Genomic DNA, 25,570 nt, shown 5'->3' with positions numbered 1-25,570 from the left:
GGGCAAGTGTCTTTGTCCCGTTTTACCCGTTGTTCTGGATTAGATTAGATGCAAGGGAAACCACAATATTTAGAAACACTTCATAGCGCCTACGGTCAATATTTTGAAGTTGACGCCATGCTGTATGAGCAAAAGACGCCACAGTGGCATCTGAGCATTTTTGAAAATCGTCAGATGGGACGAGTGATGGCGCTTAATGGTGTGATTCAAACCACAGAGCGGGATGAATTCGTCTACCATGAGATGTTAACGCATGTCCCTATACTGGCACATGGTCATGCCCGCAAGGTTTTGATCATCGGTGGCGGCGATGGTGGCATGCTCAGAGAGGTTGTCAAACATCGGCAACTAACGGACATCACCATGGTTGAGATAGACGGTGCCGTGGTGGAGATGTGTCGGGAATATTTGCCGCACCATTCTGCTGGGGCATTTGACGACCCTAGGGTGCGGTTAGTGATTGCCGATGGCTTAGCGTTTGTGCGTGAATGCCAACAGCAGTTTGATGTGATTATTTCGGATTGCACCGATCCATGTGGTCCCGGTGAAGTGTTGTTCAGCTCTGAGTTTTATCAGAACTGTAAGCGTTGTCTTACTGCTAACGGTATTTTTGTGGCGCAAAATGGTGTGCCATTTATGCAATTGGATGAAGTACAAAATACCGTGCGGCGCATCAGTTCATATGTGCAAGACTGTTGGTTTTATCAGGCAGCAGTGCCCACCTATGTTGGTGGCTGTATGGTGTTTGCTTGGGCCACAGATGATCAGAACGCCCGCCAATTACCCTTGGCGGTGTTGCAGGAGCGTTTTCAACGGGCGGCAATCAGCACTCGTTACTACACACCAGCAGTGCATCAGGCGAGTTTTGCCTTGCCTGCTTATGTTGAACAAGCGGTGGCGTCAGCAATGACGGTTACCCGATAACCCATTTTGACAGGCTGATAATAGAATGAGTGATTGGTCCATTGATGATGCTCGCAACGGTTACAACGTTGCTTACTGGAGCCAGGGTTTTTACGGTGTGAATGATCAGGGCGAAGTTACCGTTTCACCTGATCCTGCCAGTGGCAACCGTATCAGTTTAAGTGAATTGGCAAAGGACATGGTAAAAGCCGGTGTGAGTTTGCCAGTGCTGGTGCGTTTTCCACAGATCTTATGCCATCGAGTAGACAGCTTGTGTCAGGCGTTTAACCATGCCATAGACAGATATGAATATGGTGCTGATTATTTATTGGTTTACCCCATCAAGGTGAACCAACAACAAGCCGTGGTAGAAGAGATCCTGGCCAGCCAGATCAGCAAAACGGTACCGCAACTTGGTCTTGAAGCGGGCAGTAAGCCAGAGCTGATGGCGGTGCTGGCCATGGCGCAGAAAGCCAGTTCAGTGATCATCTGTAACGGCTATAAAGACAAGGAATATATCCGTCTAGCACTGATAGGCGAGAAGCTCGGCCATAAAGTGTATATCGTGCTGGAAAAAATGTCCGAGCTGAAAATAGTGCTGCGTGAATCCCGTGAACTGGGGGTGAAGCCCAGACTTGGTCTGCGGGCGCGGTTGGCGTCGCAGGGCAAAGGCAAGTGGCAGGCCAGCGGTGGTGAAAAGTCTAAGTTTGGCTTGTCAGCCGCACAGGTGTTGAAAGTGGTCGATGAGTTGCAGGAAAACGACATGCTTGACTCCTTGCAACTGCTGCATTTCCACTTGGGATCGCAGATTGCCAATATCCGTGATATTCGCCATGGCGTAGGTGAAGCGGCGCGTTTCTACTGCGAATTACGACAACTGGGCTGTGGCATCAACTGCTTTGACGTCGGCGGTGGTCTGGCGGTGGATTACGATGGTACCCGCAGCCAGAGTAATAACTCCATGAACTATGGCCTGACCGAATATGCCAACAACATTGTCAGTGCCTTGAATGACGTCTGTCAGGAATATGAACAGCCAGTGCCGCAGATTATCTCTGAGTCCGGTCGTTATCTGACAGCACATCATGCGGTATTGATTGCCGATGTTATCGGTACTGAAGCCTATTCTCCTGAAGTGATAACCGCACCAGATGAAGAAGCGCCGCAGTTGTTGCATAACATGTGGCAGTCTTGGTGTGAGATTAGTGAACGTGGCGATTCTAGAGCGCTGATTGAGATTTTCCACGATACCCAGTCAGACCTTGCTGAAGCACATTCGTTGTTTGCCTTGGGGCAATTGACGCTGCAACAGCGTGCTTGGGCGGAACAGACCAATCTGCGTGTCTGCCATGAATTACAGGGCATGATGAGTGCTAAAAATCGCTATCATCGGCCGATTATTGATGAACTCAATGAAAAGCTAGCCGACAAATTTTTCGTTAACTTTTCGTTGTTTCAATCGCTGCCCGATGCCTGGGGGATTGACCAGGTGTTCCCAGTACTGCCTTTGAGTGGTCTGGATAAACAGCCGGAACGCAGGGCGGTGATGCTGGATATTACGTGCGATTCAGATGGCACCGTTGACCAATACGTGGATGGGCAAGGGATTGAAACAACCTTGCCAGTTCCCGCCTGGAGTGCAGAAAGCCCTTATTTGATAGGCTTTTTCTTGGTGGGGGCTTATCAGGAGATCCTTGGCGATCTGCACAATCTATTTGGCGATACCAACTCCGCAGTGGTTCGTGTAGACGAAAATGGTTTACCCAATATTGAAACTGTGCTGGCCGGTGATACCGTGGCGGACGTTTTACGTTATGTAAACTTGGATGCGGTATCGTTTATGCGCACTTATGAAGAGCTGGTCAACACTCATATTGTCGAAGATGAGCGCGCTTCGATTCTGGAAGAGCTGCAATTGGGGATCAAAGGTTACACCTACCTAGAAGATTTCTCATAAGCAGGATGGATGACAGCAGGCCTGCGTGCCTGCATCAGGTTAGAAAAGATGTTTTTTGAAGGTTCTGAAAAAAAAATTGAAGTCATAGTGACGCCAGCTACGCCTTCGCTGCGCGCACTGGGCAGGCCCTTCTGGGAAGGAATGGTTGCCAAGGCTCATGCGGAAATTCTGTCATCGGTGAGCAACGATTTTTGCGATGCTTACCTGTTGAGTGAGTCCAGTCTATTTGTCTGGGACAACCGCTTTTTGATGCTGACTTGCGGCACTACCACATTGGTACATGCCGCAACCCATTTTGTTGAGCAGTTGGGAGAGGCAGCGATAGCTTTCCTCAGCTATCAGCGGAAGAATGAGTACCTGTCACATCTGCAGGCCAGCAGTTTTGCCGATGATCTGCAACTGTTGCGTAAGAAAATCAGTGGTAAAGCGTTTCGAATCGGTCATCTTGATTCGCACCACCATTACATTTTCTATACAGATAAACCGTATCAGGCAGAGGCGTCTGACATTACCAACGAACTATTGATGTACCATATCGGCGGTGATGCGGCTGAATATCTGCGCAGCGATAAACAGACGACAGCGGGCGTGCGCGTCACATTGGCGTTAGAGGAGATGCTGCCGGGATTCAGTTTCGATGATTTTCTGTTTGAGCCCTTTGGTTATTCTGTAAATGGTATTCGCGGACGCGAATATATCACTATTCATGTCACGCCCCAGGAAAACAGCTCTTACGTGAGTTTTGAAACCAACTTGGATCTGGCGGTGCAACCACTGGATATTTTTGCCCGCTTGCTCGGGGTACTGGATCCGGGGAGTTGGGATGTGATCCGCTTTAATGCCCCTCACGCCACGTGCGGGTTTCCGGCACACATTTGCCTTGGCAGCGCTAATATCGCCTTGGAACATGGTTACCAGCTACATTTCAGTCATTATCAGCAGCTTTGTCATGAAAAACTGCTACCGGAAGCTATCTGAGGAGTATGTCGATGTCTGATTTAAGTGATATTCGCCGCGAGTATACGCTGGGTGGGTTACGTCGTGCCGATCTGGCGGCCGAACCGATGGCGCAATTTGAATTATGGATGCAGCAGGCTAAAGATGCGCCGCTAACAGATCCTACGGCAATGGTGGTCGCCACTGTGGATGCCAGCGGTCAACCTTTTCAACGGATTGTGCTGTTGAAACGTTTTGATGAGCATGGCTTTGTTTTTTTCACCAATCTTGAAAGTCGTAAAGCCACACAACTAGCAGGAAATGCTCATATCAGTTTGTTGTTCCCTTGGCATCCGTTGGAGCGGCAAGTAGCGGTGACAGGGAAAGCTGAAGCCTTATCTACAGCTGAAGTATTGAAGTACTTTCTGACGCGTCCGAAAGACAGTCAGATAGCCGCCTGGGTGTCACAACAATCCAGTAAAATCTCTGCCAGACAAGCACTTGAGTCGAAATTTGCGGAAATGAAAGCAAAATTTTCTCGAGGAGAAGTACCACTACCAAAATTTTGGGGCGGGTACCGAGTGGTACCGGATAGTATCGAGTTTTGGCAGGGGGGCGAGCATCGGTTACATGACAGATTTTTATATAGTCGCAGTGGTGATGGCTGGCAGATCGATCGTTTAGCACCTTAAGCAAAACTGTCAGTAAAACTGTTGCAAAAAGTGGTTATAATCTCTCTGAAATAGTAGCGGGTGCAAAATTCGATTAGCTGATAGTTTCTTAATTATTTCACTGCGGTTAATCTAAAGCATCAAACCAACAACCGTGTTTTGTTAGCAGCGGGAAGTGCAATGGTAACCGACAAAGAAGGCTATGCCCATCTCATCCAGTATCTGACTGAGCATCTCGGATTGTTCGAAAATGCGGGTACCGGTGTCGATGGTAGTACCGTGATGGAAGTGTTTGAAGATCTGCTGGCGGCGCAGATTATTGTCGTTTGTGGGCAGAACCCGGAACTATCGTTTGCTCAGCGAAATACCATTATTCGCGAAGTGGATGCCATCATGTACGACTTGGAGGAAATCCTCGCCGGATGTGGTCGGCAACCGGTGAACCGCGAGCAGAGTTACTTCATTACTGAATTTACTGGTTTGGTAAAAAATCTGTTTGATCAGGAAATTGAAAAGGCGTTGCGACAGTAGTCAAGTTTATACCAGCGCTGGGATTGATAGGGTAATTTTGCAGCCTTTCCCCGGCGCTGAAACTAGCGTCATGTTTCCGTGTAACTGGGTTTTTAGGTAATAATGTACCGCTGTTAAGGTGCTATCGGTGGTTTGTTGATGCCACTGCTGTTTGAGTCGTTCTTGCTGCGTCATATCCATCCCTCTACCATTATCTACTAGCTCCACAGAGACATTCTGATCCGAATTGTTGATACTAATTGTTAGTAATTTCTCTGGTTGATCAATTAGATAAGCATCGTTGATAGTGTTTTGCAACAGGCGGTAGAACAACAACAGATGCTGCCAGCTTTTCCCCACAGCTATCAGGCGCTGACCGTTATTGAAGTTCACTTGTACCTGCTTTGCTGCCAGTTCTGGCGCCATAAATATCAGTAAATGATTGAAAAATTGCGACAGTTCCAACGGCTGGATCTCATTGTGCTGATAGTTCACCAACGCCTGCAAGTGACGCATGCCTTCAGCCTGTTGGAGGATCTGATGGTCAATTACTGTGGCAGGTTGTTGGTAAATGGCGGCGGATAATTGATCCAACTGCTGGCTTAATCTGCCAACCAACATGCTCAATAATCTAGGGAGAGGCTGTTCTTGCTGTTGCAACTGGTTGATTTTCTCCAATAGCTGCTGTTGATAGCGACTTTCCCGTTGTTGTTGCTGAATGACCAATAGCTTTTGCTGTTTCTGCTGTTGCACCAGTTGCTGTAGCTGTTGCAATTGCTGTTGTTGTTGCTTGATTTCAGCTTGAAGTGTTACCTCGTTACGTTTTACGCCACTGAGATCAAAACCTATAGCACCTACACCATTGAGTTCGCCTAACTCGTCACGTATGGCAAAACGAGTGACGAAAAACGGCCGCACGCCACCTTGATGAATATGCAGAGGTTCTTCTGCACTAAAAGGGGCCCGCGTTTGTAAAACCCGCTGTTCATGCTGAGCTGTCAGAGGCTGCTCAATGTTGGGAAATAGCTGTTGATCGCTATGGCCGAGCAGTTGTTCGCGTTCACGTCCAAGCAGCTCGCAGTATTTATCATTCATCAGGGTGTAGCAACCATTGAGATCTTTCATATGAATGATGTGCTGGGAAAATTTAAGCAACGAGTTTAGCTGCTCTGTACGGTTACGCAGCTCCTGCTGAAATGACTCTTGCACTTGCAACTGCTGCTCCTGCGCTAGATTGGTGGCATAGAGGCTCGCCATCTCCGCTTCCAGCTGTTGAACCCTATTGAGAAAACTATTAGCAAGACCCGCAAATTCATCCTGTCGTTCCCGCTGCAATATCTCCAGTGCCGCCAGATCCTGATTTTGTAATGTCTCCGCTATCTGGGTGATCGGGCTGATAAATATGCGCCGTTGTAACAGATACAGCAGCAACATTGCCAATAACTGGATAATCACCAGAAAAAAGCCTACTTTGCCAGCAAGCATGTAGGCGTTGTGGTGCAGTTGAGACAAAGGCGTTACCACCAGTATTTTCCAGAAAGTGCCCGGCATCAGAAAGACAGAGACCATAGCATCCTCTGCTAATAACGGATCCTGCGGCAACTCTATGGTATCGATCAATTCTGCTGTCGGCGGCCAATTTTGCGGTGTATTTTCTACAATCGCTTTTAACAAATCATTGTGGTTGTTGACCAGCGAAGGCAGAGTCTGTAGTTGCGCATCCGTAAACTGCGGCTGTCGTTGCGCCTGACGGATGATGGCATCATCAACATTCTGCAGTGCTGGGCGTAATGCTGAAAATACCGGCATTTTATCGCTGAGCCATTGGATATCTTCCACCTGGCTAGGGTTGGTAGGAAGATGCTGTTGTAGTCCCTGAGGCAATGACAACAAGCGGTTACGATAGTCTAGCGCAATGATATAACCGCTGAGATCCCGAGATAAATCGTGAAACAGCCCATTGATGCCATTGACACCAATATCGAGGGTGGCCGCACCAACGAATTTATGTTCGACCCGCACGGGCACCGATGCTGTAACCATGGTGATGCCAGTGGTAGGGTCGCGGTAGGCCGGTGACCAGAATGCTACGTCTGCCGGGTATAGACGGGTGGGGCGGTACCATTCCTCGGTATGATATGGCATTACCGCATTACGATTGTAATCGGAGAGTTGCACCAAGGTATTAGTCGCATCGCGGTACCAGAACAAACTGGGTATCGGCGCCGCGGGGTGTTCTCCTGGTTCGGGCCAGATACCACCACCACTGATAAGATCGTCCTGTCGCTTGCTGTCCAGCATCGCCGGAATTAACTGCTGCAACTTTTGTGGTTGTTGCTGATATAAGCCTGCAACACTTGCCATGGCTATCACCAATGACTCGTATTGTCCGGTGATCTCCTTAAGCCGGGAAATCACTACTTGTCCGTAGGTATAGTTAAGTTCTTGCTGTTGCCGTAATAGCTGATCTCGCTGGATAATCCACAATACCCCGATGGTGCTGGCGATAATGATGAAAGCAACAAATAACTGCACCCAAATAAATTTTGCCGACAAGCTATTACGCCAGGAGGGTCTGGAAAGCGGAGAAACGTGAGGTAAGCGCAGCTGAGTCATGGGAAAGTCCGTTTTAGCGGCAGCAACAACCGGCTTTTACATCATAGCGCTGAGATGTAGGACTTGTCATTATTTGAACAAATTCACTTGCTTGCAAAAAGAGCCCCTCAATTATGAGGGGCAATGACAGGAGGTGAATTATTCTGGGCGGTTGAGCCGCGTTTCAATCAAAGTATCAATAACCGCTGGGTCTGCCAGTGTTGAAGAATCACCCAGGTTCGTGATTTCATTAGCGGCAATCTTGCGGAGGAATCGCCGCATGATCTTACCTGAGCGAGTCTTGGGCAAACCGCTGGCCCACTGGATTAGATCGGGTGTCGCCAAGGCCCCAATCTCCTTGCGAACCCACTGCCGCAACTCTTGGCGCAGCGCTTCTGATGGCTCAGTATCCTTGGTCAGGGTGACATAAGCGTAAATACCTTGGCCTTTGATATCATGGGGATAGCCCACCACGGCCGCCTCAGCAACTAAATCGTGTGCTACTAGGGCGCTTTCAATTTCGGCGGTGCCCAAGCGGTGGCCAGATACGTTAATCACATCGTCTACACGGCCGGTGATCCAGTAGTAACCGTCTTCATCACGACGGGCACCATCGCCAGTAAAGTACATACCGCGGAAGGTTTTAAAATAGGTCAGCACAAATCGTTCATGGTCGCCATACACAGTACGCATCTGTCCCGGCCAAGAATCCAATATCACTAAGTTACCTTCAGTCGCACCTTCTAAGATGGTGCCATTATTGTCAACCAAGGCGGGTTGCACCCCAAAAAATGGTCGCGTGGCGGAGCCAGGTTTGGTATCAGTCGCGCCGGGTAAGGGGGTGATCAGAATGCCGCCGGTTTCTGTCTGCCACCAAGTGTCTACAATTGGGCAATGTTCATGACCAATGACCTCATGATACCAGCGCCAAGCTTCTGGATTGATGGGTTCGCCGACAGAACCCATGATACGTAATGAATCGCCCTTGAAATTATCAAACTGTTCTTTACCTTCCGCCATCAAGGCGCGGATCAGTGTCGGGGCGGTATAGAGAATGTTGACCTGATGACGGTCAACAATCTCACCGAGGCGGGCTGGCGACGGCCAGTTGGGGACGCCTTCATGGATCAGAACCGTGGCACAGTTAGCCAGCGGTCCATACACCATATAACTGTGGCCGGTGATCCAGCCCACATCGGCGGTACACCAATAAATTTCCCCGGGTTTATAGTCAAACACATATTCGTGGGTCATCGACGCATACACCAGATAACCACCTGTGGTATGCAGCACCCCTTTGGGATTGCCGGTGGAACCGGAGGTGTAAAGCAAGAATAATGGGTCCTCTGCGCCCATCTCTTCGGCTTCACAGAATTCTGAGGCGGTTTCAGTGAGTGAATGCCACCAGACATCGCGGCCGTCCTGCCAGTCAATTCTGCCGCCAGTGCGTTTCAGCACAATCACTTTTTCGACGGTGGTAACATCTGGCTTAGACAGAGCTTCATCAATGTTACGTTTCAATGGAATGGTGCGTCCGGCACGCACTCCTTCATCGGCAGTCAGTACGACTTTGGAACGGCCATCTTTGATGCGTGATGCGATAGAGTCTGGAGAGAAACCGCCAAACACCACGGAGTGCACCGCGCCAATTCGGGCACAGGCTAACATGGCAATGGCTGCTTCTGGCACCATAGGCATATACATGGTGACGACATCGCCACGACGCACCCCTTGGCTGCGCAGAGCATTGGCAAATTTACACACTTCAACATGTAGTTGACCGTAGCTGAGTGTTCTTTGTTCTTTGGCGTCGTCACCTTCCCAGATAATGGCGGTACGATCAGCATTTTGCGCTAAATGGCGATCGACACAGTTAACGCAGGCATTCAATGTGCCGTCATAAAACCAGTTAATGGATAGGTTATGATCATCAAAAGAGGTTTGTTTAATTTTGCTGTAGGGTTTGATCCAGTCGATGCGTTTACCGTGTTCGCGCCAGAATCCTTCAGGATTAACGACAGATTCTTGATACATCTTGCGATATTTCTCGTCGTTGACCAGCGCACTGGAAGCAATAGCTGCGGGCACTTTATAAATTGCTTGTTGATTGCTCATGGATACTTCCCGTTATTTTTGTGACTTGACGCAAAGTATGGGATGCAACCTTGTTTGGCCTCTATTAGACATTGGTCTAGATAGAATTAATTATTATTAATCATGTAGTTATACTTGTAATTAAAACGTAGGTAATACCACTTTGAATGTTTTTAAATCATCTGATGATCGACCTATGATGGCCGGTTAAATACAAAAATAAACAAGCAGTTGTTGCAATCTTGGTGTTTTGGAGTGACTGGGGTAGGCTTATGCTGGTTGCAGACATTGAGGTCTGTTGTCCGACTGCAAGAGAGTCACGATGAATCTGACAGTGTTAGTGGCGGTGATCGCCATCTGTTATGTGTGTTTGCTGTGCGTGCTGGCATGGGGGGCTGAACGTTGGTTTGGTAATCTCACCAAGAAGCTACAAAACTGGATCTATGCCCTGAGCCTAGCGGTATATTGCTCTTCTTGGAGTTTTCTGGGAACAGTCGGGCAGTCGGCTAAAGATTTCTGGTCATTTTTACCCATCTTTCTCGGTCCCGTCTTGGTGTTTGTGCTGGGATTTGGGCTGCTGCGCAAAATGGTGATGGTTTCCAAAGAGCAGAATATCACCTCTGTCGCTGACTTTATTGCCGCACGCTATGGTAAGTCGCAACCGCTGGCGGTGCTGGTCACGTTAATCGCACTGTTTGGCATCATGCCTTATATCGCGCTGCAGCTTAAGGCTATGGTGTACGGGCTTAATTTATTCCAACCCAAACAGGCGGCTTTTGATGGCAGTTGGCTGGCATTATTAATTAGTGCGTGGCTAGCATTGTTTGCCATTTTATTTGGTACCCGCAAGTTGGATGCAACTGAGCATAACCCCGGCATGATGCTGGCGATTGCATTCGAGTCCTTGGTAAAGCTCTCGGCATTTCTGATTATTGGTGTCGTGGTGGTCTTTGGGATTTTTGGGGGATTTGGTCCTTTATGGCATCAGGCCAACCTTGCAGGTGTGATCCACGAACCCAACATGCGTCTTGAGTACATCGTGCCGGAGTTGCTGGTCGGTATGGCGGCATTTTTGTGCATGCCACGGCAGTTTCATGTCATGGTTGTCGAAGCGCATGGTGATAAAAGCCTGCGCCGTGCCCGTTGGTTATTTCCACTTTATCTGTTGCTGTTTGGCCTGTTTGTCGGACCAATGGCTTTGGCCGGAAAATTACTGCTCGGAGATTCTGTTGCTCCCGATACTTATGTGATTAATCTGCCTTTATCTATGGGAAGCGACTGGTTAGCGGTTATCGCCATGTTGGGAACCATGTCTGCCGCCACCGGCATGGTGATTGTGGCGGTCGTAACGATAAGTGTGATGATTTCCAACGAATGGCTGGTGCCAGTACTATTGCGTACCGGCCAGATTAAGCGAAGTAATTTTAGTCAGTTTTCCACGCAACTATTGTATGTCCGGCGTATCGCAATCGTAATGATTGTGGCCTTTGGTTATACCGCCTATCTCAGCTTTTCAGATAATGAATCCTTGTCACATATGGGGATGCTGGCTTTTGGAGCCTTTGCCCAATTAGCGCCTGCGCTGGTGGGCGGACTTTACTGGAAACGCGGTAATCGCGCCGGGGTGATGCTGGGGTTAGCAATAGGATTTGCGGTTTGGGCGGTATTGTTATTCCGTGACGCGGCCATTACTGGCGATCTGTTTACCACCGGCATGCATGCGTTTACCGATGTATCGCCGGATGTGGTGGATATTCTGACAGCGCTTGCGGCCAACTTGGCGGGTTATATTCTGGGCTCCATGTGGTTTCGCGCCGGGGTGGTGGAACGAATCCAGGCCAGTATGTTTGTCACTCCTGGTTTGATGCGCAGTAGCGGTAATCGGCGGGCGGTGCAGATCAGCCAGCAAGATTTGCTGATCCTCGCTAGCCGTTTTGTCAGCCCAACGCGGGCGTATGAAAGTTTCTCGCGCTTCTCGCCCGACGCCGTGCGTTCCGACAGCTGGAATAAATCGGCATCTACGGCTTTGATTAATCATACGGAACATCTACTTGCCGGTGTGCTCGGTGCGTCCAGTGCCGCGGTGGTGATGGATTCTGTGCTGGAGGGGCGAGATCTGGCCCTTGACGAAGTATTCAGTCTGGTGGATGACGCCTCTTCACAGGTGCTGCTGAGTCAAGACATGTTGCGAGCCGCCATCGAGCACGCCAACGAAGGTATGAGTGTAGTGGATAAAGACCTCAACCTCGTTGCCTGGAATCACCGCTATGAAGAACTGTACCGTTATCCGCCGGACTTTTTGCAGCCAGGAATGTCGATTGCAAAAGTGATCCGCTTTAATGCTGCCCGTGGGTATTGTGGTCCCGGTAATATTGATGACCATGTCAATCGGCGTATGCAGCATATGCGCAACGGAACCGCTCACTCTTCGGAGCGACAACGCAAAGACGGCAAGGTGATTAAGATCCAGGGTAACCCGATGCCAGACGGCGGTTTTGTGATGACCTTTACCGATATCACCCAATATCGCCAGCAACAGCGGGCACTGCAGGAAGCCAATGAAAATCTGGAAGCGCGAGTCAGAGAGCGCACCTATGAACTGGCGTTGCTCAATAGCCAGTTGTTAGAAGCCAAAGCCCATGAAGAGATGGCAAACGCCTCCAAGAGTCGCTTTTTGGCGGCCGTGGGGCATGACCTGATGCAGCCGTTAAATGCTGCTAGGCTGTTTACCGCCTCCTTGAGCCAGCATCCACAACTGGAGCAGGATGTGAGCTTGACGCTAGAGCATATTAACAGCTCATTGAAGATTGCTGGCGAGTTGCTGACTGACCTTTTGGATATCTCAAGGCTGGATTCCGGCAAAGTCGATGTGAATCGCAGGGATTTCGCTATTTCAGAAATTCTTAACGGATTAGCGGTTGAGTTTGAAGCGATGTCTAAAGACAGTCAGATCCGCTTTGCGGCGGTTGCCTGCAACATGACGGTGAATTCCGATCCGGCACTATTACGACGTATTATTCAGAACTTTCTGACCAATGCTTTTCGCTATGCCAAAGGAGGAAAAGTGCTGCTGGGGTGCCGTCATCGGCCACATCATTTAGAAATTCAGGTGCTGGATACCGGCTGTGGCATTGAGAGCAGTCAACTGCGGGAAATATTTCACGAATTTAAACGGCTGAATAATCCGCAGAGTAAAAGTGTTAATGGTCTGGGACTGGGGTTAGCGATCGCTGATCGTATGAGCAAGGTGTTAGAGCACGAAATCAAAGTATCGTCTATTCAAGGTAAAGGCTCGGTATTTTCCATCATCGTGCCGTTAGGAAACAGTCGCGCAGTGCCCAAACCCCGCAGTATCTCCAGTACCTTTAGAACCTTAACCGGAGTAAAGGTGCTGTGTATCGACAATGAAGAGAGCATTCTGGCGGGATTGGAGAGTTTGTTAACTCGTTGGCAATGTGAGGTGGTATGTGCCAGCGATATTAACGATGCTCGTATCAAACTGGGCCTAAAAGGTGTGGCGCCGGATATCGTGCTGGCAGATTATCATCTGGATAATGATCGTAATGGTGTTGATGCAATGGATGAAATCCGCGCGCTTTATGGTGATAAATTACCGGGGATCCTGATCACTGCCAATACCAATAAGGCGTTGATTGAGGATGTGGAACGCCGTGGATATCACTATATGTCAAAGATGATTAAACCGGCGGCGTTGCGGGCGTTGATTTCCGGGCTGGTTAAACGCGCATAGACGCCGCGTTTGGCAAATCAATCGTCGCGCTCTGGCGTTGACACCAAGGGCGATAAACAATGCCATAACCTAATGTGGCTACCACCCAACAGAGTAACAGACTGGTAAGATCGTGTGTCAGGAAGTGGGCACCGCGCAGTTCCTGACACACCGCAAACGCGGAACCTAAAATGATGGCAAAACTAAGAAACTTAAAGCGCCTGGCGGGCATATGCGGCAGTGCAAAGTAATACAGTGCTACCCAGGCAAATGCGCCACTGCTGTGGCCACCAGGAAAACATTGGCCAAGATCCATTGAAGAAAACAGACTGTTGGGAAAGGGGATCCAAGGCTTGCTGCCGCCAAATTGTATAACGTCCCAAGGGCAGCTTACATTGGTGTACTCTTTGCCAAAACGTACTAGCAAGATGGATATTGCCACATTTGCCAGCAACAACAGCAGATCTTTACGCCAGGGCTTTAGTGATGGCTTGAAAAAACTGAGGGCTAATGTCACCAGCAATGTCAGTGACAGCAGTGTCACTATGTGCCGTCCACCATTGTGTAGAATATGTTCCAAGAAATAATTATGGCGTAGTGACCAACCTGGCGCATCACCTTCCTGATGAAATAACCACTGTGCCAGCATCAGATCGACTTGTGTCAGATGTAGCACTATCAACAATAGCAGGCCAGTAACTAACGGCAATAGCAGGTGTCGGTGTAACCAACTATTAAAGGACAAGAGGTGTTGTGACATATTTTCCCGACATGGACGTTCATCTGACGCTGACAATTATTGTTGCGATAACTTAACAATCGCTTAAGTCTAGCTTGTAAAAAGAACAATATCGGGCTGATGTGTTGTTGTAACTGTGCATAAACCATACGCGGTTAGTCGTTTCTGGCCCCGACGCGTCATTGCATGCACATTTTCACTGGCTGAACGCCATATTTTGACTATGTTTAATGCAAACCCTCTGATGTAACTCAGGGTTTGCATTGCCATTGAGCAAAAGGTGTAAACCCGCTGGATGATCTGGAAAATAATCATGGAAGAAGAGCTGTTCCTGTTTGCACCCGACGAGCCTCCTCTTGACTTAGCGATGGAGTCTCAGTCATGGAAGGTATTGAGCGTTGAAGATGACGCCAATTATCAGGCCAGTCTGGCTCATGCCCTGCATGGCTATGCCGTCAAAAGTCGTCCGATAGAAATGCTTACGGCTCCCACGGCAGCGGCTGCCGCAGAATTACTGGCAAACCACGATGACCTGAGCGTGGTATTACTCGATGTCGTTATGGAAGACGATGATGCTGGTCTGCGTCTTGTTGATACTATTCGGCAGGTATTGGGAAACAGCGCATTGCGTATCGTATTACTGACTGGTCAGCCGGGAATGGCACCGTTTAAAGATGTGATGAAACGCTATGATATTGACGAGTACTGGAACAAAGCTGATCTGTCATCAGAGAGATTGCGCACGGTTGTCGCGTCCAATATTCGCACTTGGAATGCTTACAACGAGTTGGACAAGGCCCGACGTGGGTTAAGTGTGCTGGTGGATGCGTCCAGACAATTGTCGCGGATTACCAATATTGATGAATTCTGCCAAACCATGTTAAGCGAAATAGGGCAACTCATAGGTGTTTCCAGAGGTGGTATTATCTGTGTTCGCAGTGGTGATGAAGAAAGTGCCGCTGAATATCGCATCGTCAGTAGTGCCGGAATTTTTACCTTAGCCCAAACAGATGCTACGCCATTGTTGAAACAGCTCCCGGAGCACCTGCAAGCGGTGTTGATACCTCTGATTTCCCAAGCTGTTGCTAATAAAACTCACCATTTTTCTGGCCGTTTCAGTGCTCTTTACTTCGAGACCTCACGCGAGGGCGAGCATCGATATGTCATGGTGGTTGAGTCTGAGAAACCATTGACACAGTATCATATCAATCTTTTACAGGTGTTCAGCGAGAACATTAACAACGGCTTTAACAATATTGTGTTGTGTAACCGCTTGTCTGAACTGGCTTATTTTGATCCTCAACTGAATATTCCCAATCGTGCTTGGCTGGCGCGATTTCTGGATAATCTACCTGTAAGCGAACGCTGTCAAAGTGCCTTGGTCGCGCTAAATATTAAGGATTTTGCGGAATTGGTACTCAGCGTCGATAGTGAATTTCTGAGTGGATTTTTACGGCAGTTTTATCAAAAGTTACAACAGCGATTTAAAGCCCAGCGAGTGATTGCCAGAATCACCGACAGCTGTTTTATCGTGTTGTTGAACGTCGAGGACCTGCCCACATCGCAGGTACTAGCCGCACTGAATCACTTTAAGGTGATGACCGACAATGTGCAACTACATGTCGAGGTCAGTGTAGCGCTGATGAACTTGTGTGAACTGACGACTATCAGTGGCCGCGAACTGCTACATATGATGGACTCCACCTTATTACAATCGCAGCGGGAGCATTTGGCGCTCATTCGTTACAATCCGCAGTTTCGCAGTAGTATTCTCGAACGTCACCAATTGATGCAGGGATTAAATAACGCTATTGATCAAGGTCATGTGTTACTGATGTTCCAACCTAAAGTGAGACTGGATGATGGCAGTATCGTTGGCGTTGAGGCGTTAGCTCGTTGGCGTGAGCCTGATGGCAGTTACGTTCCTCCTAGTAAGTTTGTACCAGTAGCGGAGATGTCTGGGCTGATAAACAAGCTGGACTTATATGTGATGCAACTGACCGTCGCCGCCATTAAACAGTTGCTTGATGCCGGGTTTCCGTTACCGGTTTCCTTTAATGTAACCAGCAGTGACCTGGATGACCTGTTTTTTATGGCGTCATTGGATCAGATCTGTCAAGAAAACCCGCAGATTTCGCAGTGGTTGGAGATCGAAATTACTGAATCCCAAACAATGCAGGACTACCAACATGTCAGACCCTTGTTACAGAATCTTATCAATAAAGGAATCGGCGTGAGCATTGACGATTTTGGTACTGGTTACTCGTCGTTGCAACATATTACCGAGCTATCAGCCACCGAACTGAAAATTGATAAGACATTCGTTGATGCCATGGAACGGGACAAATCGGGTGAAGCAATTGTTGACATGGTGATTAAACTTGGCCAACGTTTTAATTATTCAGTGATCGCGGAAGGGATTGAAAAACCAGCGCAAGTCCAGAAATTATCGGCATTAGGGTGTGAATTCGGCCAAGGCTTCTGGTTTGCTAAGCCAATGGAATTAAAAGATTTATTGGCATATCTTAAAAATAGGACAAAAGGAACGGACGAGCGAGAGATATGAACAGTGCTGCCACCCTGATGAAGTTGCGTTTAAAGAGCGTATTTTTCTTCGTGATGGTGCTGATCCTAGCGTTTCTCTCTGGTGTTATTGCCTACAATCTGCAAGCTTTAGGAAAAAACCGGGCGTTGGTTTCTGAACACAGCGAGCTTCTGAATCATGCCAGCCTGCTGTTGTATCAAGAACTGGCTGAGCTTGAAGATGTTATGCGGTTGATTGAGTCCAACGCGCAATTTATTGAAGGTCTGCGTCAGGATAAAACCCTTAATAGTGCCATGGTTGCTGATGTATTTGTGCGTTATGGCAAAGTGATTAACAACATCCTGCAACTGCGCTGGCTTGACGAAAGCGGTACTGAAAAAGTCAGGGTCAACGTGCAGGCCGGTAGGCCGTTTATCGTTCCTTCGGAAACACTGCAGTTCAAAGGTGATCGCTATTATTTCATTGATGGTATCCAAGTAACCCCGCCGCAACTCTATATTTCACCGTTAGATCTCAATATTGAACATCATCGTATCGTGGTGCCCTATGAACCTACCATCCGTATCTCCCTTCGTACCGGTGACCAGGATGGGTTGCGCAAGGGTTTGCTGATTATTAATTACAACTTGGGTCCAGCGCTGCAGCAAATGAACAAGCTCAGCAAGGAAAGCGCGCAGTTGCAACTGATTGACAAAGAGGGGTTCTGGATAGTTCACCCTGACCCGGCAATGTGTTGGGGACGGGATTTGCAGAAACCCCAAATGAATCTGATAAAACAGGCGCCAGCGCTGTGGTCTTCAATCAGTCAACAGCACAACCTGATTGGTCAGAAATATCAGGGGCAACTGATTAGTTTTCAACAGATTCAGATAAGTAAATCGGGCTATATGGTGCCTGACAGGGAATTTATCATGCTGGCAGTTACACCAGATAGCATAGTGTCGATGATGCGCCGTGACGCCATGATCCCGGCCACTGCCGTAGCGATAGTGATTGTATTTCTAGGAACAGGGTTTGTATTACGTGATTATCAATCTCGCGCTTCCGTGCATGCCATAGCGGCGCGATTGCAGCAGGAAATGGCGGAACTTAAGCGGGTAAATCGCTTACTGGATAGCACCCTAAAGCAGCAGCAGATGCTAAAAGACGATTTAGCTGAGTCTAAGCGGTTGTCATCGTTAGGGATGATGGTGGCCGGGGTCTCGCACGAAATGAATACTCCCATCGGCGGTGCCTTGTTGGCGGTTACCGGCGTCGAAGAGCAATTACAGCAGCTACAATCTGCCCTTGAACGAGGACTGACCAAATCGGCCTTGGTGCAATTTCTGCAACATACTCAGGCGGGATTACAGTTGGCAGAGAAAAATCTTGAACAGGCCAATGTCATTATTAAAAGTTTCCGGCGCTTGACGCTGGCACGCACAGGCGATGAGGTTTTGGAATGTTGCCCAGCAGAAATTGTGACAGATTTGATTAATGGATTAACGCCGCTCATTAAGAAACGCGGCATTCGTTTACTTAATCAGGTAGAGCCTCAGTTAAGAATCTGGACACAACCGGGTATATTGTCGCAAGTGCTGCAAAATCTAGTGCTGAACGCGGTGGAACATGGGTTTGATGAGCATACCGCGGATGGCCGTGTTGTTGTGAGCAGCCGCAGGCCCGATGCGGAGCATATTGAGCTGGTGGTGTCTGACAATGGCAAAGGCATCGCCCCCGAATTGATGGACACTATTTTTGACCCGTTTGTCACCAGCAGCCGTGCGAAGCAGCATACTGGTCTGGGGTTACATCTGGTGCATCAGTGGGTCACTCAGTGTCTGATGGGGCAAGTCTATTCGTTGCCCCGTCAGGATGGCGCTGCTTTTGTGGTGAAGTTGCCCATCAGCGAGCCGGAAGCTTCACTGTGAACGCGATGATTACAGATCATAATGGTGTTCCTTGGCGTATTCGGACAAGGTCTCAATAAGTTGGATTTCCTGCTCAATGAACTGGATCTGCTGATGGGTTTCTTCTGCTCGGGCAATATCCTGTTGTGCCATTGCGGCCGCGTCTCTGGAACTTTCGGACAAATTTTTCAAGTCGTGGCTGAGCGTCTGTGACTCAGCTTCAATATCACCGAGCACTTTGTTAATGCTGTCAATCGCTACCGCAATGCCGTTAATCGCCGTGGAAACTTCCTCTACCGTTTGGCCAGTCTCTTTCACGCTGTTCTGCGTGCGTTGTGATAATGCCCGGACCTCATCCGCGACGACGGCAAAACCTCTGCCCGCTTCGCCTGCGCGGGCCGCTTCAATGGCAGCATTTAACGCCAGCAGGTTCGTCTGCTCGGCAATTCCACTGATGGACTGAATGATACTGACAATCCTGTCGGCACTTGATCTTAATTGTGTCATCCCATCAGTCAGATAGTGGCGCTGTGTTTGTTGGCGGGCAATTTGGGTCATGAACAGTTCAAACTGTTCAGCAATGGTTACCTGCCGTTGTGATGAATCACTAGCTTCTGCGGCAATGTGTTGTAACTGTTGCGCAGATGACTGGATTAAGGGGTGGATCTTCGCCATGTGCTGAATGGTGTCAGCCTGTAATGTGTTAATTTTATTGGTGCTGATTGTCATTGCACGCAGATAATGACTAGAAAATGCGGCTAAGTAGAACGGGTAATTTTCGGCATATTCATCCTGGAACCGAGTGCCCGCTGGCACGTTAAAGAAAGCAACTGCTGTGACCGTTTGATTCTGGTGTAACCCTAAAAACTCTCCGAAGGTTGAAAATCCAGAGAGGCAGATGTCCTCAAAGGCGTTGACTCGATCAAGCTGATCAGCGTTGTTAAGCCGCCTTAAGATGCAATCATTGGCAATCATGGCCACGGGTTTTCCAGGTTTATTGCGCATAAAACGCTGGAAATCGTCGGCAGTGGACTGGGCAAAGTTTTTGGCTTTAACCAGTAACAGGTGTTCACCAAAATTTAAATTACAGAAGAAGCGAATACTGCCGTCAGCATTGATGGCGGCTACGGAGCGCACATAAATATTGCCATCGATTTCGATACCAAAAGAGTGCTGTTGCAGCTTTTGCTCCAGTTGTTGTTCACTGCAATTAAAGTAGCGGGTCAGCACAGCCACCGGCGTTTGTAACTGCATCTGTTCATCCAGCACGGTTTTTAATGTACGTGTCAGCGGATCGAAGTTAACAATGTCAAAGCCATTGCCAGTCTTGACAAAATTGTGGCTCTTTAAGATGCCAAAGCGGTAGCCTTCGGCGATTTTGCAAAAACAGATCACGGCGCTGTTGGTTTTGATCTCACCATCAAGTGCAATATCGGCCTGGGAAAAATCCAGTTTGCCGCCTGCGCTCCCCCCAACGAAGTAACAAGGAAAACGTCTGCTCTTGTACAACGCCTGGGTAAAAAAATCTTCGCTCGCCGAAAGCCCGTCAAAATAAGTCAACGCCAGAGTGCTTTTACTGCCGATATCAAATGGTACGGAAATACGCTGGATCTCGTCCATAATGCGCTTGATGCGGTCTTCCGGCTGCTGTTTTGCTGTACCGCTTTTAATGTCGGCACTGAAGAGGTTAATGCAATGGACCGAAGTGGCACTGAGTAAGCGTTTGGAAAAAGCGTGGATGACAATACCGTCCCATCTGCTGGGAGTGGCATGATACAACTGTTGATTACCACCTAATTCACCGGCGGTCATCAGCGCAATAATGTGTTCGGCAAACGGCATGGCCTGTTTGAGCTGGCGATTGACTGCCGCAAAATCACAGTGGGGGGACACATAAGCCAGCACTAAGGCGGTGCCGCCCTGCAACTCAAAAATATGGCACTGGTCAGCAGTGATATTGCTGGCATTGAGAGTTTGCGTAACTGAAAGCGGTGCATCGTTAGCTGCATGTTTTTTATCAACGGAGAAGCGGTTAAACCACATAAAAGACCCCCTGATAGCATGACCGACGCATGCCTCTAACTGTTTGATAGATATGGCTTCAGAACCGACCATATGACTATAGTTAGTGTAGTGCAAAAGTGGAGTTAGGCTAAAATGACATGCGTATAGTTGGTGCGTTTAAGCCCTGTTGCAGCCACTCAAGCAGCAAACTGACTTTGGGTGAAAGATGACGGTTTTGCGGATACAACCCCCAAACCCCTTCAGCCGCCGCGCGGTAATGTTCCAACACGGCCACAAGCGTGCCCTGTTGTAGGTCCTGCTGCACATAATAGTCAGGTAGTTGTACTAAACCGAGCCCTTTTCTGGCGGCATCACGTAACCCCATACCAGAATTGCACTGTAATCGTCCGTTAACTCGCCAAGTACGTTCCTGACCTTGTTCGTTGAAGCGCCAGTATGGATGATTTCCGACAAGACATTGATGGTGCTGGAGTTCCGATAAACTGTGAGGAATACCGTAATGTTGCAGGTATAAGGGGCTGGCGCAGACGTAATTACTACGAGTGGCAAGTTTTCTGGCCATGAGACTGGAATCTGTCAGTTTCCCAAGGCGGATAGCCAGATCAAAGCCACCTTCAATCAGATCTAACGTTTTATTGGTCAGCTCCAGTTCAAGCTGTAATTTACTATATGTTAATAGAAAATCATTCAACAATGGTAAAATGAACTGTTCTCCATAGGTTACCGGCGCCGTGATCCTCAAGAGACCTTGCGGTTCCAGTTTTAAGCTGCCAAGCGTGCGTTCCGCTTCTTCTATGCCGTCTTGCAATGCTCGGCAGTGGCGGTAATAAAGTAATCCTTCGTCGCTAAGGGTGACTTTACGTGTGGTGCGGTAAAACAGTTTGGTGTTCAGTCGTTGCTCTAGTGCGGTGATCTGGCGGCTCACCTGTGCGGTGGAGATGTTCAGACGGTGAGATGCCTTGGTAAAACTCTGACTTTCCGCGACCGCGATGAATTCGCAGATACCTTCCCAGTGATTCATTATTACCTATATGTAAAAGTAATTTGTTAGTAGCTTAGATTATCTCTATATCTGAAATAAATAAAATCTAAAACTGTACTGTTATGCCGCGCAACGATTTTTGCGCAATCAAGGAGAACTTCATGAGCGACAAATTTATTAAATCCAAAGCTGCCGTAGCCTGGGAGCCTGGTAAGCCATTAACGATTGAAGAAGTGGATGTCATGTTGCCCAGAAAAGGAGAAGTTCTGGTGCGGATAGTCGCAACCGGCGTTTGCCATACCGATGCTTTTACGTTGAGTGGCGATGATCCTGAGGGCGTTTTTCCGGCGATTCTGGGACATGAAGGTGGTGGGATTGTGGAAATGGTCGGCGAGGGCGTGACCAGTGTGGCGGTGGGCGATCACGTTATCCCACTTTATACGGCAGAGTGCGGCGAGTGTAAGTTCTGTAAATCGGGTAAAACTAACCTGTGTCAGGCGGTGCGTGAAACTCAAGGCAAGGGGTTGATGCCCGATGGCACCACGCGTTTCTATAAAGATGGCCAGCCCATATATCACTACATGGGATGTTCGACTTTTTCTGAATACACCGTACTACCGGAAATTTCCTTGGCAAAAGTCAATAAGAGCGCACCCTTGGAAGAGATTTGTCTGCTTGGTTGTGGCGTCACCACTGGTATGGGGGCTGTGATGAATACCGCTAAAGTCGAAGCGGGGGCAACGGTGGCAATTTTTGGTCTGGGGGGCATTGGCTTATCCGCTATCATTGGCGCGACCATGGCAAAAGCCGGTCGAATTATCGGCATCGATATCAATGAAGGTAAATTTGAACTAGCAAAAAAATTGGGAGCAACCGACTGCATCAATCCGAAGCATTATGACAAGCCCATTCAGCAAGTGATTGTAGAACTGACTGACGGCGGTGTGGATTACTCTTTCGAATGTATTGGCAACGTGAATGTGATGCGCTCTGCTTTAGAATGTTGTCATAAAGGATGGGGACAATCGGTGATTATTGGCGTTGCCGGTGCTGGCCAGGAAATTTCAACACGCCCATTCCAGTTGGTCACTGGTCGTGTCTGGAAAGGTTCAGCATTTGGTGGTGTAAAAGGTCGTTCAGAGTTGCCAGGGATTGTGGAACGCTATCTAGCAGGAGAATTTAAGCTCGACGATTTTATTACGCATACCATGCCACTGGAGCAGATTAACGATGCGTTTGAGTTGATGCATGAAGGCAAAAGTATTCGCAGTGTGATCCACTACTAAGCGAGGGCACTATGCTGGAAAATATCAGTAGTAATAAGGTATTTGGTGGTTGGCATAAGCAATATCGGCATCGCTCGACAGTCCTTAATTGTGATATGCGCTTTGCCATCTATTTGCCACCATTGGCCAATTCGCAGTCGGTGCCGGTATTGTACTGGCTGTCAGGACTAACCTGCACCGATGAGAATTTCATGCAGAAAGCGGGGGCCCTGCGAATAGCTGCGGAACTGGGAATGGCGCTTGTCTGTCCCGATACCAGCCCACGTGGAGATGCTGTTGCGGATGCCGAAGATGGTGCTTACGATTTAGGTTTAGGTGCTGGTTTTTATCTCAATGCCACCCAGGCACCTTGGAGCAGCCATTACCGGATGTATGATTATGTGGTATCTGAGTTGCCAGCGTTAATAGCACAGCATTTCCCGGTGAATGAACAACGGGCGATAGCGGGCCATTCAATGGGGGGGCATGGCGCACTGACGATTGCGTTAAAAAATCCTGGGCGTTATGTCAGTGCCAGTGCATTTTCACCTATTTGCCATCCGCTAGCATGTCCTTGGGGGCAAAAAGCGTTTACCGCGTATCTTGGTGATGACCGGGAACAGTGGAAACAATATGATGCCGTGGAGCTTATTAAAAGTGGCGCAGCGCCTTTACCCATGAAAGTGGATCAGGGCGAAAGCGATCCGTTTTTAGCAGAGCAGTTGTTGCCTGAGACATTGATTGCGGCCGCTAAGCAGATGCAGTTTGACCTCGATTATCAGCTTCATGCTGGTTACGATCACAGCTACTATTTTATTGCCAGTTTCATCGAGACTCATCTGCGGTTTCATCAGCAGCACTTTCAATAACCATTATTCAAACGTCTACAAAACAATACCAATGTTGCTCACTCAATACTTTTGAGTGAGCGGCATTGGTGTTACTTGTTCTGACAGATTTTCTGCAGTAACAGGATAAACGCTTTCAATGCCTGTTGATTGTCAAAGCCAAATGCCAAACCGTAGTGCACCGGTGTAAGGCTTTTGTATATGCGCTTGGGGAAACGCACCATCTGGGCACTGTGAAAATAACCTGGCTTGGCATGAGTGCCTTCAAGTTGTGATAACTCGTTCTGAAACAACTCATAAGCAGGACGTATCACCAATTGCGGCGACTTTTGTTCCGTCTGCATATAAAAAGCTTCTTTGCTGCCAGACAACATGTATTCGGTAATCTTGCCTTGACAGAAATTAGTGCGGCATTCAAGTTCAGATAGCGAGCTAACCATTTCGGCATGAGTAATCAAAACGCTAGCTCTCCAATTATTATGTTAGTTTAAGATAAATCGACTTTTTCCATGTCCAGTTGCTGCAGGGCAATAACGGCCTGCGTCCGGTTACGAACGCCTAACTTACGGAAAATTGCGGTGGCATGAGCCTTAATAGTCGCTTCTGACACACCCAAATCATATGCAATCTGCTTATTTAACAGACCTTCAGCAAACATCTGTAACACACGATATTGCTGTGGCGTCAGCTCTGACAATTTCCCGGCCATTTTTTCCGAGTCATTGTCATCGTTGATTTCCATTAATTCGATACCTGCAGGTAGCCAGATATCGCCCATCATCACATCCGTAATGGCTTGGGTGAAGGTTTCCATCGATGCGGACTTAGGAATAAATCCGGCACTGCCATAATGTAATGCTCGGCTGATGGTGGCCGCATCTTCATGGGCAGAGATAATGATCACTGGCAATTCAGGATAATGAGAACGCAAATGAATTAACGTGGAATAGCCATGAGAACCGGGCATTTGTAAGTCTAGTAATACCAAATCGTAATTTTGCTGTTCGGCATCCAATAGCTGTTGCAATGCATCCGCACTGTCGGCTTCAAACCACTGAGTTTCACTGAATCCCGGTGTCAGCGCTTGACGCAAAGCATTACGGAACAGCGGGTGATCATCGGCAATAATGATGTTGAGATTTTCTGGCTTCATGGCAGTTGTTCTTCGATGTACGCACATGTAAGTGCGCACACTGTAACAGAATTCCTAAATTAAATCCTATTGCTTTAATCAAGCAGTAAGCATCCTTGGCAACAACAACTTAGACTTTAGTTGAGTTTGTCAGCCAATGAAAGCTCTTTATGGCAACACAATTGTCAAAGTTGACAGGCGGGGCAGAGATCGAACAGATCTTCTGTGAGTACAGCAGTTGGTTTACGGTCGCTGTCGATGGCAACCATAGTGAAAACTCCGCGAATTGCGTGTTCGCGCTGATCTCTATCCATTGCTTCTATGTAGATGTTGACCTCAACTTTTAATGAGGTATTGCCCACATGGATCACTGAGGCAATTAATTCCGCCATGGTCCCCGCCGGAATTGGCTTTTTAAAGTCGATGCGATCCGAACTCACGGTGACTATCGGCTTGCGGCAAAAACGGGTGGCGGCAATAAATGCGGTTTCATCCATCCACGCTAATGCCTCGCCACCAAACAGGGTATTGTGGTGGTTGGTGACACTGGGAAATACCGCTTTAATAACTCTGGACTCAGCCATTGCCATGCGTGTCTTTATTATCCGCTGTCTTTGCTCTGATGTGATGGCACTGGAAAACAGTAGCGTTTGTTGATTGTTTAGTTCGATGTCGGACATAAGGTTGATCCTGTTAATTTAGTCGCGACATTATACTAAAGTCTAATAATGGTGGGTTAGGGGAATTTT

17 protein-coding genes and 1 pseudogene are annotated in these 25,570 nt (G+C 48.3%); 10 read left to right on the top strand and 8 right to left on the bottom strand.

Annotation, left to right across the window (positions count from 1 at the left end; genetic code table 11):
* The first annotated feature begins 48 nt into the window (after positions 1–48).
* The 5 genes from speE (at position 49) to IE064_RS00350 (ending at position 4,998) form a co-directional block, all read left to right on the top strand.
* Positions 49–924: a polyamine aminopropyltransferase gene (gene speE / locus IE064_RS00370; RefSeq protein ID WP_189615396.1), complete on the top strand. Its 876-nt coding sequence runs from the start codon at positions 49–51 to the stop codon at positions 922–924.
* A 25-nt stretch (positions 925–949) separates the two neighbouring features.
* Positions 950–2,860 (top strand): biosynthetic arginine decarboxylase, encoded by a 1,911-nt coding sequence (gene speA / locus IE064_RS00365; RefSeq protein WP_133038744.1) that lies wholly within the window; start codon positions 950–952, stop codon positions 2,858–2,860.
* Between the two features lie 48 nt (positions 2,861–2,908).
* On the top strand, positions 2,909–3,838 hold the full coding sequence (locus IE064_RS00360; RefSeq protein ID WP_189615973.1) for an adenosylmethionine decarboxylase: 930 nt from the start codon (positions 2,909–2,911) through the stop codon (positions 3,836–3,838).
* An 11-nt stretch (positions 3,839–3,849) separates the two neighbouring features.
* A complete protein-coding gene (gene pdxH / locus IE064_RS00355) occupies positions 3,850–4,488 on the top strand; it encodes a pyridoxamine 5'-phosphate oxidase (RefSeq protein WP_189615395.1) in 639 nt (212 codons plus the stop codon).
* Between the two features lie 159 nt (positions 4,489–4,647).
* A complete protein-coding gene (locus tag IE064_RS00350) occupies positions 4,648–4,998 on the top strand; it encodes a DUF3802 family protein (RefSeq protein ID WP_133038746.1) in 351 nt (116 codons plus the stop codon).
* A gap of 6 nt (positions 4,999–5,004) precedes the next feature.
* Here the strand turns inward: IE064_RS00350 and IE064_RS00345 are convergent, their stop codons facing one another.
* The gene (locus tag IE064_RS00345; protein ID WP_189615393.1) at positions 5,005–7,593 is read right to left on the bottom strand and encodes a PAS domain-containing protein; all 2,589 of its coding nucleotides are present in this window, start codon (positions 7,591–7,593) and stop codon (positions 5,005–5,007) included.
* Between the two features lie 138 nt (positions 7,594–7,731).
* Positions 7,732–9,687 (bottom strand): acetate--CoA ligase, encoded by a 1,956-nt coding sequence (acs, locus tag IE064_RS00340; RefSeq protein WP_189615390.1) that lies wholly within the window; start codon positions 9,685–9,687, stop codon positions 7,732–7,734.
* A 301-nt stretch (positions 9,688–9,988) separates the two neighbouring features.
* Here acs and IE064_RS00335 point away from each other — a divergent pair, with 301 nt between their 5' ends.
* Entirely contained in the window at positions 9,989–13,417 is a 3,429-nt protein-coding gene (locus IE064_RS00335; RefSeq protein ID WP_133038749.1) for a hybrid sensor histidine kinase/response regulator, read from the top strand.
* Here IE064_RS00335 and IE064_RS00330 read toward each other — a convergent pair.
* Positions 13,404–14,156, bottom strand: coding sequence for a phosphatase PAP2 family protein (locus tag IE064_RS00330; protein WP_189615388.1), 753 nt, complete (start codon positions 14,154–14,156; stop codon positions 13,404–13,406). The genes IE064_RS00335 and IE064_RS00330 overlap by 14 nt on opposite strands.
* A gap of 274 nt (positions 14,157–14,430) precedes the next feature.
* Between IE064_RS00330 and IE064_RS00325 the strand changes: the two genes are divergently transcribed.
* Both IE064_RS00325 and IE064_RS00320 read left to right on the top strand, forming a co-directional pair.
* Positions 14,431–16,701, top strand: coding sequence for an EAL domain-containing protein (locus IE064_RS00325; protein ID WP_189615386.1), 2,271 nt, complete (start codon positions 14,431–14,433; stop codon positions 16,699–16,701).
* The gene (locus tag IE064_RS00320) at positions 16,698–18,590 is read left to right on the top strand and encodes a sensor histidine kinase (RefSeq protein WP_189615384.1); all 1,893 of its coding nucleotides are present in this window, start codon (positions 16,698–16,700) and stop codon (positions 18,588–18,590) included. Before IE064_RS00325 ends, IE064_RS00320 begins: the two co-directional genes overlap by 4 nt.
* A 114-nt stretch (positions 18,591–18,704) precedes the next feature.
* Here the strand turns inward: IE064_RS00320 and IE064_RS00315 are convergent.
* Positions 18,705–20,612 (bottom strand): annotated as a pseudogene (locus IE064_RS00315) (methyl-accepting chemotaxis protein); the annotation flags it as partial.
* Between the two features lie 109 nt (positions 20,613–20,721).
* Positions 20,722–21,615 carry a LysR family transcriptional regulator gene (locus IE064_RS00310; RefSeq protein ID WP_189615380.1) on the bottom strand — a complete coding sequence of 298 codons (894 nt, stop codon included), beginning with the start codon at positions 21,613–21,615 and terminating at the stop codon, positions 20,722–20,724.
* Positions 21,616–21,737: 122 nt separating this feature from the next.
* Here IE064_RS00310 and IE064_RS00305 point away from each other — a divergent pair, with 122 nt between their 5' ends.
* Both IE064_RS00305 and fghA read left to right on the top strand, forming a co-directional pair.
* Entirely contained in the window at positions 21,738–22,862 is a 1,125-nt protein-coding gene (locus IE064_RS00305) for an S-(hydroxymethyl)glutathione dehydrogenase/class III alcohol dehydrogenase (protein WP_189615378.1), read from the top strand.
* A gap of 11 nt (positions 22,863–22,873) precedes the next feature.
* Positions 22,874–23,710, top strand: coding sequence for an S-formylglutathione hydrolase (gene fghA / locus IE064_RS00300; protein ID WP_283166062.1), 837 nt, complete (start codon positions 22,874–22,876; stop codon positions 23,708–23,710).
* A gap of 71 nt (positions 23,711–23,781) precedes the next feature.
* Here the strand turns inward: fghA and IE064_RS00295 are convergent, their stop codons facing one another.
* The 3 genes from IE064_RS00295 to IE064_RS00285 all read right to left on the bottom strand — a co-directional run bounded on the left by IE064_RS00295 (position 23,782) and on the right by IE064_RS00285 (position 25,411).
* Positions 23,782–24,129 (bottom strand): hypothetical protein, encoded by a 348-nt coding sequence (locus IE064_RS00295; RefSeq protein WP_133038799.1) that lies wholly within the window; start codon positions 24,127–24,129, stop codon positions 23,782–23,784.
* A gap of 47 nt (positions 24,130–24,176) precedes the next feature.
* Entirely contained in the window at positions 24,177–24,842 is a 666-nt protein-coding gene (locus IE064_RS00290) for a response regulator transcription factor (RefSeq protein WP_133038757.1), read from the bottom strand.
* A 164-nt stretch (positions 24,843–25,006) separates the two neighbouring features.
* The gene (locus IE064_RS00285; RefSeq protein WP_133038800.1) at positions 25,007–25,411 is read right to left on the bottom strand and encodes an acyl-CoA thioesterase; all 405 of its coding nucleotides are present in this window, start codon (positions 25,409–25,411) and stop codon (positions 25,007–25,009) included.
* Positions 25,412–25,570 lie beyond the last annotated feature (159 nt).

It is taken from the genome of Shewanella fodinae, from assembly GCF_014651955.1.
Lineage (GTDB): Bacteria > Pseudomonadota > Gammaproteobacteria > Enterobacterales > Shewanellaceae > Shewanella > Shewanella fodinae.
This window is presented reverse-complemented; position numbering and strand designations above follow the sequence as displayed.